General features: G+C 69.8%; 19 protein-coding genes and 1 pseudogene. 11 read left to right on the top strand and 9 right to left on the bottom strand.

Annotation, left to right across the window (positions count from 1 at the left end; all coding sequences use genetic code 11):
• From AC1DUE_RS09390 to AC1DUE_RS09375, 4 genes are all read right to left on the bottom strand, one after another.
• On the bottom strand, nt 1-597 hold the full coding sequence (locus tag AC1DUE_RS09390; RefSeq protein WP_477039137.1) for a hypothetical protein: 597 nt from the start codon (nt 595-597) through the stop codon (nt 1-3).
• A gap of 115 nt (nt 598-712) precedes the next feature.
• Nucleotides 713-1,495, bottom strand: a complete 783-nt coding sequence (locus tag AC1DUE_RS09385; RefSeq protein ID WP_477039136.1) for an alpha/beta fold hydrolase — start codon at nt 1,493-1,495, stop codon at nt 713-715.
• A complete protein-coding gene (locus tag AC1DUE_RS09380; protein WP_477039135.1) occupies nt 1,492-1,923 on the bottom strand; it encodes an SRPBCC family protein in 432 nt (143 codons plus the stop codon). Before AC1DUE_RS09380 ends, AC1DUE_RS09385 begins: the two co-directional genes overlap by 4 nt.
• Complete coding sequence (locus AC1DUE_RS09375; protein ID WP_477039134.1) at nt 1,920-2,243, bottom strand: ArsR/SmtB family transcription factor; 324 nt, start codon at nt 2,241-2,243, stop codon at nt 1,920-1,922. Before AC1DUE_RS09375 ends, AC1DUE_RS09380 begins: the two co-directional genes overlap by 4 nt.
• An 86-nt stretch (nt 2,244-2,329) precedes the next feature.
• Between AC1DUE_RS09375 and AC1DUE_RS09370 the strand changes: the two genes are divergently transcribed.
• Nucleotides 2,330-2,902 (top strand): DinB family protein, encoded by a 573-nt coding sequence (locus AC1DUE_RS09370; RefSeq protein ID WP_477039133.1) that lies wholly within the window; start codon nt 2,330-2,332, stop codon nt 2,900-2,902.
• A gap of 74 nt (nt 2,903-2,976) precedes the next feature.
• Here AC1DUE_RS09370 and AC1DUE_RS09365 read toward each other — a convergent pair whose 3' ends face one another.
• Nucleotides 2,977-3,795 carry a DeoR/GlpR family DNA-binding transcription regulator gene (locus AC1DUE_RS09365; protein WP_477039132.1) on the bottom strand — a complete coding sequence of 273 codons (819 nt, stop codon included), beginning with the start codon at nt 3,793-3,795 and terminating at the stop codon, nt 2,977-2,979.
• 378 nt (nt 3,796-4,173) lie between these two features.
• Between AC1DUE_RS09365 and AC1DUE_RS09360 the strand changes: the two genes are divergently transcribed.
• Genes AC1DUE_RS09360 through AC1DUE_RS09325 form a run of 8 tightly spaced genes read left to right on the top strand, consistent with a single transcriptional unit; the run spans nt 4,174 to nt 11,875 of the window.
• Nucleotides 4,174-5,526 (top strand): ABC transporter substrate-binding protein, encoded by a 1,353-nt coding sequence (locus AC1DUE_RS09360; protein WP_477039131.1) that lies wholly within the window; start codon nt 4,174-4,176, stop codon nt 5,524-5,526.
• On the top strand, nt 5,526-6,326 hold the full coding sequence (locus tag AC1DUE_RS09355; protein WP_477039130.1) for a carbohydrate ABC transporter permease: 801 nt from the start codon (nt 5,526-5,528) through the stop codon (nt 6,324-6,326). Before AC1DUE_RS09360 ends, AC1DUE_RS09355 begins: the two co-directional genes overlap by 1 nt.
• 2 nt (nt 6,327-6,328) lie before the next feature.
• A complete protein-coding gene (locus AC1DUE_RS09350; protein ID WP_477039129.1) occupies nt 6,329-7,222 on the top strand; it encodes a carbohydrate ABC transporter permease in 894 nt (297 codons plus the stop codon).
• A gap of 39 nt (nt 7,223-7,261) precedes the next feature.
• Nucleotides 7,262-8,122, top strand: coding sequence for a ketose-bisphosphate aldolase (locus tag AC1DUE_RS09345; protein ID WP_477039128.1), 861 nt, complete (start codon nt 7,262-7,264; stop codon nt 8,120-8,122).
• 23 nt (nt 8,123-8,145) lie between these two features.
• A complete protein-coding gene (locus AC1DUE_RS09340; RefSeq protein WP_477039127.1) occupies nt 8,146-9,327 on the top strand; it encodes an ADP-dependent glucokinase/phosphofructokinase in 1,182 nt (393 codons plus the stop codon).
• Nucleotides 9,324-10,289 (top strand): DUF4432 family protein, encoded by a 966-nt coding sequence (locus AC1DUE_RS09335; protein WP_477039126.1) that lies wholly within the window; start codon nt 9,324-9,326, stop codon nt 10,287-10,289. The genes AC1DUE_RS09340 and AC1DUE_RS09335 overlap by 4 nt, the downstream gene beginning before the upstream one ends.
• A 3-nt stretch (nt 10,290-10,292) precedes the next feature.
• Complete coding sequence (locus AC1DUE_RS09330; protein ID WP_477039125.1) at nt 10,293-11,276, top strand: class I mannose-6-phosphate isomerase; 984 nt, start codon at nt 10,293-10,295, stop codon at nt 11,274-11,276.
• Nucleotides 11,277-11,332: 56 nt separating this feature from the next.
• Nucleotides 11,333-11,875 (top strand): DUF1269 domain-containing protein, encoded by a 543-nt coding sequence (locus tag AC1DUE_RS09325; RefSeq protein ID WP_477039124.1) that lies wholly within the window; start codon nt 11,333-11,335, stop codon nt 11,873-11,875.
• A 49-nt stretch (nt 11,876-11,924) separates the two neighbouring features.
• On the opposite strand, the gene AC1DUE_RS09320 is transcribed toward AC1DUE_RS09325, so the two are convergent.
• Nucleotides 11,925-13,760 (bottom strand): bifunctional metallophosphatase/5'-nucleotidase, encoded by a 1,836-nt coding sequence (locus tag AC1DUE_RS09320; RefSeq protein WP_477039123.1) that lies wholly within the window; start codon nt 13,758-13,760, stop codon nt 11,925-11,927.
• A 170-nt stretch (nt 13,761-13,930) separates the two neighbouring features.
• Between AC1DUE_RS09320 and AC1DUE_RS09315 the strand changes: the two genes are divergently transcribed.
• Nucleotides 13,931-14,206: a hypothetical protein gene (locus AC1DUE_RS09315; RefSeq protein WP_477039122.1), complete on the top strand. Its 276-nt coding sequence runs from the start codon at nt 13,931-13,933 to the stop codon at nt 14,204-14,206.
• Nucleotides 14,207-14,212: 6 nt separating this feature from the next.
• Here the strand turns inward: AC1DUE_RS09315 and AC1DUE_RS09310 are convergent, their stop codons facing one another.
• Nucleotides 14,213-14,704 (bottom strand): MarR family winged helix-turn-helix transcriptional regulator, encoded by a 492-nt coding sequence (locus tag AC1DUE_RS09310; protein ID WP_477039121.1) that lies wholly within the window; start codon nt 14,702-14,704, stop codon nt 14,213-14,215.
• Nucleotides 14,705-14,749: 45 nt separating this feature from the next.
• Complete coding sequence (locus tag AC1DUE_RS09305) at nt 14,750-15,694, bottom strand: RNA polymerase subunit sigma-70 (RefSeq protein ID WP_477039120.1); 945 nt, start codon at nt 15,692-15,694, stop codon at nt 14,750-14,752.
• A 78-nt stretch (nt 15,695-15,772) separates the two neighbouring features.
• On the opposite strand from AC1DUE_RS09305, the gene AC1DUE_RS09300 reads away from it, so the two are divergent.
• Nucleotides 15,773-16,177 carry a nuclear transport factor 2 family protein gene (locus AC1DUE_RS09300; RefSeq protein WP_477039119.1) on the top strand — a complete coding sequence of 135 codons (405 nt, stop codon included), beginning with the start codon at nt 15,773-15,775 and terminating at the stop codon, nt 16,175-16,177.
• Here the strand turns inward: AC1DUE_RS09300 and AC1DUE_RS09295 are convergent.
• Nucleotides 16,155-17,167: pseudogene (locus tag AC1DUE_RS09295) on the bottom strand (zinc-dependent alcohol dehydrogenase family protein). The gene AC1DUE_RS09300 and the pseudogene AC1DUE_RS09295 sit on opposite strands and share 23 nt — an antisense overlap.
• Nucleotides 17,168-17,234 lie beyond the last annotated feature (67 nt).

Here is a 17,234-nt window from a genome sequence, read left to right as displayed (position 1 = left end):
TCAGGACTTCGCGTTCAGGGCCGTGCAGCTCTCGGTGTCCGCGAACGCCGACTTCAGCGTCGCTCCGGAGTTCGAGGCCGTCGTCAGGAGCGTGGTCGCGTAGTCCTTCGCGGCGGTCATCGCGGCCGAGGTCGCCGTCAGCGCAGCACCGGCCGAGCCCAGGAAGCCGGCCACGTTCTCGGCGTCGGCGGCCTCCTGCGCGGCATCCCTGGCCTCCTGCGTCGCGGTGCCGACCTCGTCGGCGCTGGTCTGCAGGCTCGCCTGGAACGCCTCGGCTTCCTCGGTGTCGGGAGCGTCACCGATCGCCGACCTGAGGTCGTCCAGCGAGGCTCCGGCCGTCGCGATGTTGTCGCTCAGCTGCGTCTTGAGCTGGTCGAGCGCGTCGCCGGAGCCCAGCTCCACACTCAGGCCGTCCGCCACGGCGCCGATGTCGGTCGTGAGGTCGCCCAGCGCCGTGCAGACGTTGTCGGCCCACGCCGCCGCCGACAGCCCGGTCGGCGTCGGGGTGGGGGAAGGAGTCGGCGTGGGTCCCGCGCCGGGCTCGTCCGACGAGCACGCTGCGAGCGCCAGGAGGGCGACCACGACGAGGCTCGGCACGGAACTTCGGACGGAAAGACGCATGCGAGGCCTCCGGGTTCGACGACTCACCCTCTGCAGACTCTCCGTCGCCGAGGTGCACGTCATCATCCGGATCAGATGAAGACAGTGCACCTCAGCGCAGGAAGAACTCCCGGAGCACGGGCGCCAGCGCCGCGGCGTCGACGTCGTGCGTCTGCCCGCCCAGGGTCGTGTGCTCGCCCTGCGGCAGCTGGTCCACGACGGCCTTCCCGGCGGTGTGCAGGAACTGCGGGCTGGCTCCGCCGGTGACGACCAGGACCGGCGCGTGGACAGCCTGGGCGATCGCGCCCGGGACGCGGCTGCCCGTCATGAGCTCGTTGTCGTAGGCGAGCGTGGGCGCGATGGCCTCGAACAGGTCCCAGCCCGGTTGCGTGCGCATGCCGGCCACGACGGGCGCCGGGACGCCGACGTAGGACATGAAGGCCGCGACCGCGTCGCCGGTCCGCTTCTCGGCGAGGGCGCCGGTGAGCTCGGCCGTGTACTGGTCCGCGCGCTCCTGCAGTCCCGCCTCCGCCGTGTAGGGCGGCTCGTACAGGGCCAGCCTCGTGAGGCTCGGTCTCGTCGCGGCGGTCCGGAGGGCCAGCGCGCCGCCCGACGACATCGCGTAGACGCCGGCGGAGCCGCCGGCGAGCTCGACGAGGGCCGACAGGTCCTCGACCTCGCGCTCGACCGCGTACGGGAGGGTGTCGGTGCTCTCGCCCCGCCCGCGACGGTCGTACGTGTAGACGGTGAAGGCGTCCTGCAGCAGCTCTGCCATCGCGTCCATCGGGCCCGCGCCGCGGTAGCACATCGCACCGTCGACGAGGATCAGGGGCGGGCCGTCTCCGGCGCGGGTGTAGGCGATGGTGGTGCCGTCGGGGGAGGTCAGGGTGCTCATCGGGGTGCTCCGTCGAGGATGTAGGCGTCGAAACGGTCCAGGCTGGTGACGAACCCGGCCTGCGCCTGCGGGTTCGCGAACAGTGCGGGCACACGCGTCTGGTGGGTGACCACCTCGGTGCGCCCGTCGTGCAGGTCCACGAACGTGATCGTGGTGAGCATGTCGGTGTCGACGTCCTGCCAGACGAGGCGGTCGGGCCGTTCGATCTCCACGTAGACAGCGCGCATCGTGTACGTCCCGCCGTCGGACTCGCTGACCATGGTGGTCTCGAACGCGCCGCCCGGTCGCAGGTCGACGGTGATGTTCTCGACCGGGGTCGTCGTGCCCTGGGGACCCCAGAAGTGCGTCAGGTGCTCGGGCGTGGTCATGCAGTCGAACAGCAGCTCGGGCGTCGCCTGGTGGATCCGGCGGAAGGCCAGCTCGGTCACAGCGTCTCCAGGTGGGCGGCGAGGCGGTCGTGCCGGTCGGCCCAGACCTGCCGGTTGGTCTCGATCCAGCGGACGGCCTCGGCCAGGCGCTCGGCGTCCAGCGAGCACGGGCGCGACTGCCCGATGCGTGAGCGCGAGATGAGCTGGGCACGCTCGAGCACGAGCAGGTGCTTGGAGACGGCTTGCTGGGACATCGCGAAGGGTGCGGAGAGCTGGTGCACGGTGGCATCACCGTGCGAGAGGCGTTCGAGGATCGCGCGGCGGGTGGGGTCCGCGAGCGCGGTGAACACGAGCGTCAGGTCGGCCTCCAGAACGGGCATGGACCGAGCGTATGCACAACCGTTCTGTTGCACAACCCATTAGTTGTGAATGGGCCGATGTGGGAGCGCGCCGCCATAGTGGCGGGATGAGCGACGAGAAAGAGACCTTGCACGAGTACCTGCGGGAGCAGAGGGCGAGCCTGCTGAGCAAGCTCGACGGGCTCGACGAGTACAGCGTCCGCCGTCCCATGACCGGCACGGGCACCAACCTGCTCGGCCTGGTCAAGCACGTGGCGAGCGTCGAGGTCGGGTACTTCGGCGAGGTCTTCGACCGCCCCTCGGGCATCGACCTGCCGTGGTTCGAGGACGGTGCGCCCGACAACGCGGACCTGTGGGTCCCGGCCGACGAGAGCCGCGAGCAGATCGTGGAGCTGCACCACCGGTGCGCTGCCCACAGTGACGCGACGATCGAGGCGCTGCCGCTCGACGCCGTCGGCACCGTCCCGTGGTGGGGCGACCAGGGCAGGGTGACCCTGCACCAGATGCTCGTGCACATGGCGGTCGAGACGGCACGGCACGCCGGCCACGCCGACATCGTGCGCGAGCTCATCGACGGCAGCGTCGGCCGCCGGCCGGACGACCCGAACATCCCGGAGATCGACTGGGCCGCCTACGTCGCCGAGATCGAGGCCGCGGCGCAGACGGCCGGGGGAGTCTGACGGCCTAGGGGGGCGCGCACCGACCCGGCGCTCCGCGTGCGGTGCGACGGTCCGTCGGCGTCGCGGACCGAGGGTTACGCAGGCGGGAGAAGGACCTCGACGTCGTGCTCCCGCAGGGCGTCCGCGAGCTCGGCGGGCGGGGCGGCGTCCGTGACCAGGTAGGTGGCGCGGCCCAGGTCGGCCACCTGCGCGAACAGCCGCCGGCCGAACTTGGAGGAGTCGGCCAGGATGGCGACCCTCGAGGCCCGGTCCATCATGTCGTTCATCATCGCGGCCTCGCCGAGGTTGCTCGTCGAGTAGCCGCCCGTGGACACCGCGCCGACGGAGATCAGGGCGAGGTCGCACTGGATGTCGCGGTCGTCGCCCACCGCGGCCTGGAAGCTCACCGGGCCGACGGTGGCCTGCGCGGTGAGCCGGACGGCGCCGCCGAACACGTAGAGGTCGCGGAACACGGTCGGGGAGATCTCCGCCGGGATGCGCAGGCTGTTCGTCGCGACCGTCAGCTCGCGGTGGTCGCGCAGGTGCCGCACGAGCGCGAGCGTCGTGGTGCCGGCGTTGATCATGATCGCCGTGCCGTCCTCGATGAGCCCGGCCGCGAGCGCGCCGATCTGCTCCTTCGCCGCGGTCTGCAGCCGCAGGCGCACGTCGAGGCCGGTGTCGGCGCGTGGCAAGGCCGAGAGGCTGACCGCCCCGCCGTGCGTCCGGATGAGCACACCGTCCGCGTCGAGCTGGTCGAGGTCGCGGCGGATCGTGTCGGGGGAGACGTCGAAGCGCTCGGCGAGCCGGGCGACCGTGACCTGTCCGACCTCGCCGACGAATGCGGCCAGGTCGGCCTTGCGGCCGGCAGGGAGGCGTCGGTCGCCTTCGGACGTGGGCAGGCTGGTCGCAGACACACAGAACTTCTAGCACAAAACCGCTCGAACCTGCGAGGTTCTGCGGTTTGTCGCGCCCCATGGACCCAGGGCGACCCCGCGAGATCGCCTCTGACGTGCGGTTCTGCGACGGTAGCCCCGCGCAACTACGCACGAAAGTGCAACGCTGCTGCAGCGGGCTAGCTAGGGGCCCGGTCGCCGCCACGAGGAATAATACGTGTCCTGACCTGCAGTTACGGACACGTGTTGCGAAATCTGACCGCAAGGTAACGATTCGGGTACCAGTTGCAGACCGGCACGAATCAGGGGTTGACGCCCGATTTGGCCAGGCCTACGTTGAGCAAACACGCAGAAGTCCGCATGGAGTCGCATGATGCGGCAACCAACGATGGGAGAGTCATGGGCAACGGAGCTCACGGTGGACGCTTCATTGCGGTCCTCGGCGCCGGCGCGATCGTGCTGGCCGGCTGCAGCGGTGGCAGTGGTTCGGACGACGGCGCTTCCTCAGGCGGGGACGTGACGCTCGAGTTCGCGCAGTGGTGGGAGCCCGAGCTTCCGGACGGCGCGCTGCGCGGGGTCATGGACGACTTCGAGGCTGCCAACCCCGGCATCAAGGTCAAGCTGCTCAGCGGTCCGTACGCCTCGACGAAGGAGCAGATCGTCGCCGGGTCCGCGGCCGGCACCATGTCGGACGTCGTCGGTCTCGACGGCGCGTGGGTCAACGACTTCGCCAAGCAGGGATCGCTCGCCGACCTCACGTCGCTCATGTCCGACAACGGATACGACGACAGCGAGTTGGCCAGCCAGATCCAGGTCGATGGTTCGACCTACATGATCCCGGTGGTGAACTTCGTGTACCCGATGTTCACCAACGACGACCTGCTCACGCAGGCCGGTGTGGCGGCGCCGCCCACCAACCGCACCGAGTTCGAGTCCGCCGCCGAGGCGGTCACGGGTCTCGGCGGCGAGGTGCACGGCTGGGTCCTGCCGCTGTCGATGGAGGCGCCGAACGGCATCCAGAACGACGTCATGTCCTGGGTCTGGGCCTCGGGTGGCTCGATGCTCAAGGACGGCAAGCCGGACGTCACCAACGACGACGTCGCCAGCGCCACGAACTTCGTTGTCGACATGTACGACAAGGGCTACGTCGCTCCCGGTGCGCTGACCATGAAGGAGCAGGACAAGGTCGAGGAGTTCACCAACGGCCGGGTCGGCATGATGATCGACTCGCTGGCCCACGTGACCACGATCCGTGAGGCCAACCCCGACCTGAAGTTCTCCATCGCCGCCATCCCGGCAGCCGACGACTACTCCGGAGAGCGCGGCATCCCGTACGCGTCCTGGGGCATCGGGGTCGCCGAGAACAGCAAGCACAAGGCCGAGGCGTGGAAGCTCATCGACTTCCTGATGTCGCAGGAGACGAATTCCGAGCTGTCGACGATGGCCAAGGCGTTCCCGGGCAACACCCAGTCGACGCCCGACTTCCTCGGTGACGACGCGCTCTACCAGACCGCCTTCGACATCTACAAGGCCGGCTACCCGGCCAACGAGTTCACCGGGCTGCCGGTGCGCCAGGCCCTCACAGACGACGCCTGGCGCGGCCGCGATCCCGAGGAGATCCGCCCGTGTCCACTTCCCAGCTCGAACGCCCGACCGTCCCGGTCGCGGACGTCCCCCGGCAGCGCCCACGCTGGACCCTGTTCAAGCGCCGGGCCACGCCGTACGGCTTCCTGGCACCGACAGTCGTCCTGATGCTCGTCCTGATGATCACGCCGATCATCATGGTCATCGGCTACTCGCTCCTGAGCGGCGTGATCACCAACAAGAACCCGGTGTTCGTCGGCCTCGACAACTACCTCGAGGTGGTCCAGGACCCGGTGTTCTTCACCGCGATCCGCAACACCCTGTTCTTCACGATCGTGAGCGTCGCGGCCCACCTGCTGATCGGCATGACGTTCGCGATGATGCTGAACACCAAGCTGCTCAGCAGCAGGCTCGTCGGCCTGTTCCGCGTGATCTACGTCCTGCCGTGGCTTTTCACCGTCGCGATCGTCGCGGTCCTGTGGCGGCTGATGCTGGCCCCGAACGGTGTCATCAACTACTTGCTGAACTCCGACGTCGAGTGGCTGGCCTCCCCGTCGCACGCGCTCATGTCGGTCACGTTCATCAACATCTGGGCGGGCTACCCGTTCTTCATGATCAGCCTGCTGGCCGGGCTGCAGGGCATTCCGGCGGACCTTTACGAGGCGGCCCGCGTGGACGGCGCCAATGCGGTCCAACGATTCTTCAACATCACGATCCCGCAGCTGCGGCCGATCATCATCAGCATGGCTCTGCTGGACTTCATCTGGACGTCCCAGCAGTTCGCGCTGATCTGGATGACGACGGGCGGCGGTCCGATCAATGTCACCGAGATGTTGAGCACGTTCACGTACAAGCTCGCATTCAGCCGGTACGAGTTCTCCGTGGCCTCGGCCGCCGCGGTCATCATTCTTCTCCTGTCGATGATCCTGGCCGTCTTCTACGCCAGGCACCAGAAAGCGCGGGACTGACCATGGCGACAGTCGTCTCTCCTCCGGTGACGTCCCAGACGCGCCGGCCCATGACGGTCAAGCAGGCACGGACGCGTCGGGCCAAGAAGGGCGGCCTGATCCTCGGGCTGCTCGTCGGCGCGGTGTTCGCGGGCTTCCCGGTCCTGTGGATGCTCTCGAGCTCGTTCAAGTCGAACCTCGAGATCTTCCAGTACCCGCCGCGGCTCATCACCAAGTCGTTCTCGTTCGACGCGTACACCACGATCTTCACCGACCCGACCAAGCTGCGGTTCTTCTTCAACAGCTACGTGGTCGCCTTGTCGGTGACGTTCCTGACGCTCGTCGTCGCGATCCTCGCGGCCTACGCGTTCAGCCGCTACGACTTCAAGTTCAAGCGGATCCTCAGCGTCGTGATCGTCAGCGTGCAGGCGGTCCCGCCGATCACCCTGCTCATCCCGTACTTCGGGCTGGTCGTCGCGCTCAAGCTCTACAACACCTACCAGGGCCTGATCCTCACCTACATGGTGTTCACGCTGCCCTACGCGATCATCATGCTCACCGGGTATTTCAACACGCTGCCCAAGGAGCTGGACGAGGCCGTCAAGGTCGATGGCGCCGGTCCGCTCACCGCGTTGTGGCGCATCCTCGTCCCCATCTCCGTGCCCGGTCTGGTCTCCGTGGGCGTCTACACGTTCATGATCTGCTGGAACGAGTTCCTCTTCGCGCTCACCCTGACGCGGACGGAGGACATGCGCACGGTGCCCATCGGCATCCAGCTCCTCATGGGTCAGCATTCCTATGAGTGGAACGAGATGATGGCGATGAGCATTCTCGGCTGCATTCCCGTGCTGGCACTCTTCCTGTTCTTCCAGCGGTATTTCATCGGTGGGATGACGGCCGGTGCCGTCAAGGTTTGATTCAACCCGCACGTCCAACTAGCAAGGAGAGTTGTACCCATGTTGCTGAACGGCGTAGACCTGCTGTCCGTGGCGAACGACAACGATTTCGCCGTGCCGGCGTTCAACATCAGCGACTACGCGATGCTGAACGGGATCATCGAGATCAGCGAGGAGAAGGAGTCCCCGGTCATCATCGCGATCCACCCCGACGAGCTGAGCCACATCGGCGAGGACGTGATGCCGGCGATCATCCAGCGCGCCCACCGCTCCAGCGTCCCGGTGACGATCCACTGGGACCACGGCGGCACCTACGAGCAGATCCTCACGGCGATCCAGTGCGGCTTCACGTCGGTGATGATCGACGGTTCGATGCTTCCGTTCGAGGAGAACGTCGCGATCACCAAGAAGGTCGTCGACGCGGCGCACGCGGTCGGCCTGTCGGTCGAGGGCGAGCTGGGCACGATCGGGAAGATGGACGACGAGGCCGAGGACGGAGCCTCGCAGATCATCTACACCGACCCCGACCAGGCGGTCGAGTTCGTCGAGCGCACGGGCGTCGACAGCCTCGCGATCGCGATCGGGACGAGCCATGGCATCTACCCGTCGACCATGAAGCCCGAGCTCAAGCTCGACCTGCTCACGCAGATCAAGGACAAGGTGCGCGTGCCCCTCGTGCTGCACGGTGGCTCGAACAACCCCGACGACGAGATCGGCCAGTCCGTCAAGCTCGGTGTGAACAAGATCAACATCTCCAGCGACATCAAGGTGGCCTACCACCAGAAGATGCGCGAGGTCCTGGCCGACGGGACGCTGAGGGAGCCCAACTCCATCCAGCCGCCCTGCATCGAGGCCATGAAGGTGACCGCCGCGCAGAAGATCGACCTCTTCAACGCGGCCGGCAAGTCGACCCTGTACTGACGGACAAGGACCAGCACACCCAGATGAGCACCAGCTTCGTCCTGGGCCTCGGCGGCACGGTCGACTACGAGATCCGGTGGGACTCCCGTGTCGTCGAGGCCCTGGTCCTGGAGTACGCCATCCGCGCGGCCGAGGTGAGCGCGACGGTTCCGATCGAGTCCGAGCGAGACCTGCTCAGGACGTTGCTGGCCTTCGTCCGCGACGGCGTCGGGGGAGAGCGGTTCGTCGCCTCCTCCGACATCGTCGAGGTGTTCGCCGCCCGGTTCGAGCGGCGCATCACGCTGGGCGGCACGTGCGTCCGGGCCGCGCTCGCCATGGACAAGCTCGGCATCCCGAGCACCGTGCACCTGGTGAGCATCGACGACCACGTGCGCCGGCTCCTGCCGGCATCGGTCGACTATCTCTGCAGCGCGACGCAGGACACGACCGACCCGCACCTGATCGTGCAGTTTGCGGCCGGGGCGCACATCGCCGCGGGCGACGTCGATGTCACGGCCGCCCACCCCAACCGCATCATCTACACCAACGACCCGCCCAACCGGGAGCTCCGCCTGAGCCCGGACCTCGGGCCGGCCCTGACGGACGCTGACGTGTTCCTGGTGTCGGGCTTCAACACGATCCAGGACCCGACCGTGCTCGACGAGCGCCTGGCCGAGACGCGCAAGGCGATCGAGTTCCTGCCGGACCGGGCGGTCGTGGTCTACGAGGACGCGGGCTTCCACGTCCCGGCGCTGGCCGCGCACGCGCGGGAGGCGCTGGTCGACCTGATCGACGTGTACAGCCTCAACGAGGACGAGCTGCAGGCGTACGTCGGGCGCTCGCTCGACCTGCTGGACGCGGGGGAGGTCGCCGAGGCGCTGCTGAGCCTGCACCACCTGGTGCCCGTCCCAGCGCTCGTCGTGCACACGAAGCACTGGGCCCTGGCGGTCAGCATGCACGCCTGGCGGTACCGCGCGGCGCTGCGGGGCGGGGTGACGATGGCAGGGGTCCGGTACCTGCTCGGCGACGGGTTCACCGCCGACGACTACGCCGGGATGGTCGAGCGGCCGGTCAGCCCCGAGGGTGTCGCGTTCGGCGAGGCGATCGAGAGCGCGCTGCCCGACCGGGTGGTGTGCGTCCCCGCCTTCGCGCTGACCACGGACGACCCGACGACGATCGGCCTCGGCGACACCTTCGTCGGCGGCTTCCTGGCGGCCCTGTCGTGACGCTCCTGGACGACGGGTTCACTGCCCTGCCGGACGGTGTCGCGAGCGTCTGGGAAGGAATCAGCGCACGGGGTGAGCGGGTCCTGTCGCTGCGGCTGCTCGACGGGCTGCACCTCGACGTCCTGCCCGACCGGGGCCTCGACCTCGGCGCGGCATGGTGGGGCGGGACACCCGTGGCGTGGCGCTCCCCGAACCCCGTCGACCCCGGTCCCGGACGCGACTGGGAGTCGCGGTTCCTCGGCGGCCTGCTGGCTACCTGCGGACCGGACAACATCGGCCCGCCGCGGGGCTCGTCGGGACAGCACGGCACGCACCACCTGACGCCCGCGCACGAGGTCCGGTGGTGGCGCGAGCGCACGCAGTCTGGCGTCGAGGTGCACGTGCACGGGCTGGTCGCGCACACGTCGTTGGGCGGCCCGCGGATCGTCGTCGAGCGCGAGATCGTCACGGCGACGGGGTCGCCGTGCGTCGAGGTCATCGACGTCGTCCGCAACGTCGGGGACGCCCCGGCCGGCGTGCCCCTGCTCTACCACGTCAACCTCGGCGCACCCCTGCTCGCGCCCGGCGGCGCGCTCGAGGTCGTCGCGGCGGAACCGGTCCTGCGCGACCCGCTGCCGCCGGGCCGGCACCCGCTGCGGATGCCGTCGCCGTCGCTCGGCGCCGAGCCCGTGGTTGCAGAGCACCGGGACCTGCGTCAGGACGGCGGCTGGGCGCGCGCCCTGCTGACCGGTGGACCGCATGCAGACGTGCTCGTCGAGTGGTCCGCCCAGACCCTGCCCCGCCTGTGCACCTGGAGCTGGCCCGCGACCGGGGCCTGGGTGCTCGGCGTCGAGCCGACCAACGCCCCGCTGTTCGGCCCCGAGCGCGACCGCCCCTTCGCGGGCGCCCCGGTCCTCGAGCCGGGGGAGCAGTGGCGCACTGCCGTCCGCGTGGTCGTCGTTCCGCGCGACCTCGAGCAGTAGGAGATGAACGTTTCGGTGCAGCAGCTCCGGGCGAACCAGCCGCCGGACCGGTTCTACGCGGGCGGCGACCGCATCGCGGCGTTCCGTGGCGAACAGGTGCGCTCGCACCACGTGCCCGAGGACTGGGTCGCGTCGACCACGACTCTGTTCGGCGAGTCGATGCTCGGCCTCTCGACGCTGCCCGGAGGCGACCTCCTGGCCGACGCGATCGCCCGCGACCCGCTGGGCTGGCTCGGCCCGGAGCACGTGGCGGCGTTCGGTGACAACCCCGAGCTGCTGGTGAAGCTGCTCGACGCGGGCCAGAGGCTGCCGGTGCACGCCCACCCGGACGTGGCGTTCGCCGCCGAGCACCTGGGCCTCGCGAACGGCAAGACCGAGGCGTGGGTCATGCTCGAGCCGGCGACGGTCCACCTCGGCTTCACGCGCGGCGTCTCCGTGGACGAGCTGACCCGGTGGACGGACACGCAGGATGTGGACGCGATGCTGCACGCGATGCACCGGGTGCCGCTCGCGGCCGGGGACGCGGTCCTCGTCCCGGCCGGCCTGCCGCACGCGATCGGCGAGGGGGCGTTCCTGGTCGAGCTGCAGGAGCCCACGGACCTGTCGATCCTGCTCGAGTGGACCGGCTTCGACATCGACGGGCCCCTCGACGGCCACCTCGGTGTCGGCTTCGGCGCCGCGCTGGCGGCGGTCGACCGGCGCGGCTGGTCCGCCGAAGAGATCGCACTCCTGCGCGGCGCGAGGGCGTCGACCACGGGGGACCTGCTGCCGGACGCCGCACCGTTCTTCCGCGCGGAACGGCTCCGGGGCGACGCGACCCTCGACGCGGGTTACAGCGTCCTGGTCGTCGTCGCCGGCGCGGGGACGCTCGCAGGCGCGCAGCAGCTGCAGGCAGGGCAGACCCTCGTGGTGCCCTACGACGCGGGCCCGCTCGATCTGCGCGGCGTGCACCTGGAGGTCATCCGTTGCCGTCCGCCGCGGGCCTGACCAGCGGCTACAGTCGGATCGCCCGGATTCATGCACTTCACGTCAAGGAGCTACACATGTCTGAGGACAACGACATCGAGGTCGTCGCCGCCGTGAGCGACGGGGCGTACACGCTGCTCGTCGCCGACTTCGCCGATCTGGACACCGCCTGGGAGGCCTACCAGGTCCTCGAGGAGCTCGAGGACGGGCGCACCGTCGAGATCGAGGGTGTCGTCGTCGTCAAGCGCACGCAGGACGGCAAGCTCGAGGTCCAGAAGGCGACCGACCACAGCACCAAGTCGGGCCTCAAGTGGGGCATCGTCGGCGGGATCGCGCTCGGCGTGATCTTCCCGCCGTCGATCATCGGCAGCGCCGCGGTGCTGGGTGGTGCGGGTGCAGCCATCGGCAAGGTGCGCGAGCTGAAGAACAAGGGCGAGCTGGCCAAGGAGCTCGAGGACGCGATCCTGCCCGGTCACTCGGGTCTGCTCGCGCTCGTCTCCGACCCCGGCGAGGTCAAGATCCGCAAGGCGCTCGAGAAGGCCGACCGGATCGTCGAGGGCGCGATCGAGGACGTCGTCGCCCAGGACATCAAGGCCGCCGCCAAGGACGCCGACGCCTGACGGCACGACGAAGGGCGCCGCACCGGTGGGTGCGGCGCCCTTCGCGTTGTCACGGAGTGATCGTGAGCGGCGTACCGCCCGACGTCAGCTGCCAGTTGGGGTTGGTCGACGAGAACGTCGCCGGGTCGACCACCTGGTTCTGGCTCACCCAGTCGATGAGCAGCTGCCGGATCTCGACCTGCCGGTTGTAGACGACCGGTGCGCCGACGACGCCCGGGAAGTTGCCGCCGCCGGACTGCCGGTAGTTGTTGATCGCGACGACGAACTCCTGGGTGTCGGTGACCGGCACGCCGCCGTAGGCGAGCCCGGTGATACGGCTGCCGACGGGCTGCGCGAGGTCGATGTCGTAGGTCAGCGGCTGGTCCAACCCGCCCATGACGTCGTAGTTGTAGTCGGGAGTGCCGTTCGGCGCCGTGGCCGTGGGCGCGTTGGTGAGGTCGGCCGCGGCGTAGGTGCCCGGTGCGGCGGCCGGCTTGAAGTACTCCGCCGACTTCTCGAGGTACGCCTTGACCTGGGCGCCCGTGAGCTTGATGCCCAGGAGCGTGTTGTCGTAGATGTACAGGCCCGCGATGTCGCGGACCGAGACGTCGCCGGCGGGGATGGCGGCGTCCTTGTTGAACGGCGCCGCGATGGACAGGACCGGCAGGTCGGCGTCGGCCCCGGTCAGCTCGGCCTTCACCGCCCCGGCCTGGACGTAGTTGATGAAGTCGAGCGCCGCGGTGTCCTCGTAGCGTGCGGTCGCCGCGGACATGGACTCGGTAGCCGTGCCGATGACGCCGTTGACGTAGGAGACGACCTTGGCCTGGTCGGCGCTCAGCATCTGCACGATCTTCGGGTCCTCGGGCACCGTGTTCGTGTTGAGCACCTGCGCGCCGACCGACTGCACGGACCAGCGTCCGCGCGCGAACGACAGGTCGATGTCGAACACCGACAGGCGCTCGCCCCACTTGAGCGGCTCGGAGAGGACGACGGGCTTCCCGGTGGCGGTGTTGGTCACGACGCGCTGTGCGATCTCCTGGTGCGCGTGGCCGACCAGGATCGCGTCGATGCCGGGCACCTGCTGGGCCACGAGCGTCGCGGCGTTCTCCGGGAACGGCAGCGTGTCGCCGTAGGAGCTGGACGTGTCGGCACCCGAGTGCGCGGCGACGACCACGACGTCGGCCCCGCGGCGCTTCATCTCGGGCACGTACCGGGAGGCCTGCTCGACGAGCCCGTCGAAGTGCATCTTGCCCTCGACGTTGGCCTTGTCCCAGATCGCGATGCCCGGGTTGGTGAGCCCGAGGATGCCGACCTTGATCGGCTTGCCGTGCGGGGGCTTGACGGTCTTGATGACGTACGGCTCGAACGCCGGCCGGCCGGTCCCGTCGTCCAGCGCGTTCGCGGCCAGCAGCGGGAAGTCGAGCTGCTTCTCGAACGTCCGCAGGTACGGGATGCCGTAGTTGAACTCGTGGTTGCCGACGGCCGCGGCGTCGTAGCCGATGGCGTTCATCGCGGCTGCCATCGGGTGCTCGGTGCGCTTCGAGATCGGCTCGATCTTGGCGTAGTAGTAGGCGAGCGACGTGCCCTGGATGGTGTCGCCGGCGTCGATCAGGAGGGTGTTGCGCTTCCCCTTCTCGGCGCGGACCTGGTTCACGAGGGTCGAGACCTTGGCCAGCCCGACGTCGTTGTGGGCGCTGTCGTCGTACTCGGCGTTCTTGAAGTAGTCCCAGTTCAACGCGCTGCCGTGCAGGTCCGTCGTGCCCATGACCGTCAGGTGGTAGTCGTCGGAACCGCCGTGCCCTCGCCCGTCGGCCTGATCGCCGGCGGTGGCCGGTGAGGCGAGCGCGACGACCAGCGTTGCCGCTGCCGCGACCACCCCGGCCCCCAGACCTCTTCTGATACCCATCTCGGATTCCCTCCTGTGCATCGACTGTGCACCGGGTTGCGGTGCGTCGCGCACGGTATCCCGATCGGGTGAAGGAGACATCTCGGGGCGATCGGGTGGATCCAGAGTTCTGCCGCAGTTCGCCCGGCGGTCGCATTCCCCCGTCCGAGTGACGCGAGAACACTGGTGACATGGCACCGATCCCGACCCCGCCGCCGCCGAGCTGCCCGATCAGCTGGCAGCCCCAGGCGCTCGCGCCCGTCTTCTGGGGAGCGCGGTCGCTGGGTCCGGCCGACGGGGCGCCGGTCGACCTGCGCATCTTCTTCCCCAGTCTCGACCGCGCCGTCGAGTCCGCGCCGCTGCTCGCCGGGTGCTCGACGGGTCGCGCACGACGAGCCGCGGGACGACGCCGTGAGCGTCCAGCCCCCGGGCGACGAGCCCGCCGACGGTGCCCGTCGCGCCGGTGACCGCGATCAGGAGCGCCCGTCGTCGGGCTGGGCCAGCAGGTGGTCCGGGTCCAGCCGGCTCAGGATGCGCGCGGTGATCCGGTCGAGGTCGGCGACGTCGGCATCGCTGAGCGGATCGATGACCAGGTTCTTCACGGTGGCGACGTGCCCCGGGGCGGCGTCGACGACCATCCTCCAGCCCTGCTCGGTCAGCACGGCGTTCGTCGCACGCCGGTCCTGCGCGCAGGGTTCGCGACGGATGAGCCCGCGCTTCTCCAACCGCGACACGACGTGCGACAGGCGGGCGAGCGTCGCGTTCGTGCGCGCCGCGAGGGCGGTCATGCGCAGGGTGCGCGCGGGCGCCTCGGAGAGCATCGCGAGCGTGAAGTACTCGAAGTGGCTGAGGTCCGAGTCGCGCTGGAGCTGCGACTCGAGCGATCCCGGCAGCAGCTCCACCACCGCGATGAGCTGCTTCCAGGCGTGCAGCTGCTCGGCGGTGAGCCAGCGGTCGTCGTCCACGAGACCGACCCTACCCGTTACTTGACGCTACAAGCATTCGTCGCCTCAGGCCGGCGTCGCGACGGGCAGGTCGAACGGGCGCCAGAGGTGATCGTCGAGGAACCGCGTCACGGCCTCGACCCGGGCGCCGGCGAGCGTGAGGACGAGCAGCCCGCCCCACGCGCCGCCGAGGTAGCAGCCGAACGCGGGCTGGCCGTTCGCCGTGGTGGGCAGAAGGGTCAGGTCCCCGTTGCCCGGCCAGCCCCAGCTCGCCGCCAGGAACGCCGCGATGTCGTCGGCCCCGCGGTACTCGTGCGGTGCGGGCGGCATCGACCAGGTCGCGTGCTCGGCGAGCAGCGCGACGACGCCCTCGATGTCGCGGGCGACGAAGGCATCCGCGAACCGGGCGGCCAGCGCGTCCGCCGCGATGCTCGGCGGGGTCGCGACGGGCCGGGGCGCGAGCGCGGCGCGACCGCGCTGCAGCAGGCCCTTCACCGCGAGCGGCGTGGTGTCGAGGATGCCGGCGACCTCGTCGAGCGAGAAGTCGAGCACGTCGCAGAGCACGATGGCGGCGAGCTGACGGGGCGGAAGGTGCTGCAGCGCGACGACGAAGGCCAGCGAGACCTCCTCGCGGGCGTCGTGGCGGCTCGTCGGGTCGGTGTCGACCCACGACGTCGGGCACGGCTGGAGCCAGGTGATCTCTGCGCGGCTCGTCGGCTCGGGCACGTCGAACGGTGGCACCGGCACGGCCGGCCGTCGGCTGCCGGCACGCAGCACGTTCAGGCAGGTCCGGGTCGCGACCTGGTACAGCCACGTGCGCAGCGAGGAGCGCCCCTCGAACCGGGGGAGCCCGCGCCACGCCGCCAGCAGCACGTCCTGCAGGGCGTCCTCGGCGTCGGTCGCGGAGCCCAGGATCCGGTAGCAGTGCAGGCGCAGCTCACGCAGGTACGGCGCGACGAGCGCGGCGAAGTCCGCGTCGTGATCAGGTCCCACCTCGACGGTCGACGCCATGCCGCGAGTATCCGCGTTCCGTCCGACACCCGCGCGGTGTCTACACCTGCGTCGGCTCGATCACGAAGGAGGCCCGTCATGGGCAAGGCCACGGGCAAGGCCACACGCAAGGCACTGCAGACATCGTCGGCGTACTTCGCCGCCTGGACGGCCGGGAACCTCGACGCGGCGATGGCGTACGTCAGCCCGGACGTCGTGGTGGTCGCTCCACCGGGCCGCCTCGAGGGCGCCGAACGGCTCCGCGCGTTCATGGAGCCGTTCGCGCGGACCGTCCTCTCGTCGGCGATCCTGTCGGCGTTCGGGGACGACGAGGTCGCAGTCCTCTACTACGACACGTCGACCGTGCTGGTCGCGTCCGCGCCGGGGGCCGAGCGGCACACGGTGGTGGACGGACTGATCACGGAGGTGCGCATCGTGTTCGACCGGCTCCCGTTCGAGCAAGCGCGAGCCGCCGCCGCAGTCACGGCCGCAGCAGCACCTTGATGGCCCGCCGCTCGTCCATCGCCCGGTAGGCCTCGGCCACCTCGGCCAGGGGGAGCGTCAGGTCGAAGACCTTCCCCGGGTCGATCTGCCGCCGCCACACGAGGTCGATCAGGTGCGGCAGGTACGCGCGCACGGGCGCAGGGCCGCCGCGGATGCCCTTGTTCTGCCAGAACAACTGGTCGGTCGGGAGGTCGCCGTGGGGGACGCCGACCAGCCCGATCATCGCGCCGGGCCGGGCGCTGTCGATCGCCTGGACGCGCGCCTCATGCGTCCCGACGCACTCGAGCACCGCGTCGGCGCCGATGCCGTCGGTGAGCTCGCGGACCTGGGCGAGCCCCTCCTCACCGCGATCGGCGATGACGTGGGTCGCGCCGAACTCCCTGGCGAGCTGCTGGCGCGGCTCGTGCCGGCTCATCGCGATGATGGTCGTCGCGCCGAGCTCGGCCGAGGCCAGCACCCCACTGAGCCCGACTGCGCCGTCCCCGACGACCACCACGCTCATCCCCGGCCGACGCCGGCGCTGACCGCGGCGTGCCAGCCGGTGCACATGACGTCCGAGAGGGAGAGCAGGCTCGGGATCAGGTCGGCGTCCGGCTGCCCGGGTGTCGCGATGAGCGTGCCGTCGGCGTCCGGGATGCGGATGAGCTCGGCCTGGCACCCGTCGTAGCCGCCTCCGTGCAGGCAGGCCGAGTGCATCCCCTTGCGGCACACGGCGCACGTGTTGTCGCTGTGCAGGAAGCCGCCGACGACGAAGTCGCCCGGTTGCACGGTCGTCACGGCGGCGCCGACCTGCTCGACGACGCCGACGTACTCGTGCCCGATCGGCGTCGGCTTCGGCACGTCGGAGATGCCCCGGTAGCGCCACAGGTCCGACCCGCACACGCAGGCCGCGACGGTGCGGACGACGGCGTCCGTGGGTTCGACGACGACGGGGTCGGGCCGCTCCTCGAAGCGCACGTCGCCAGGTCCGTAGATGATCGCTCCTCGCATGCCACCAGCGAATCACGCCCGGTCCGCCCGCGGCAGTTACTGCCAGTACCTCCCAATCCTGCGGAAT

It is taken from the genome of Cellulomonas sp. P4_A2 (genome assembly GCF_056402515.1).
This window is presented reverse-complemented; position numbering and strand designations above follow the sequence as displayed.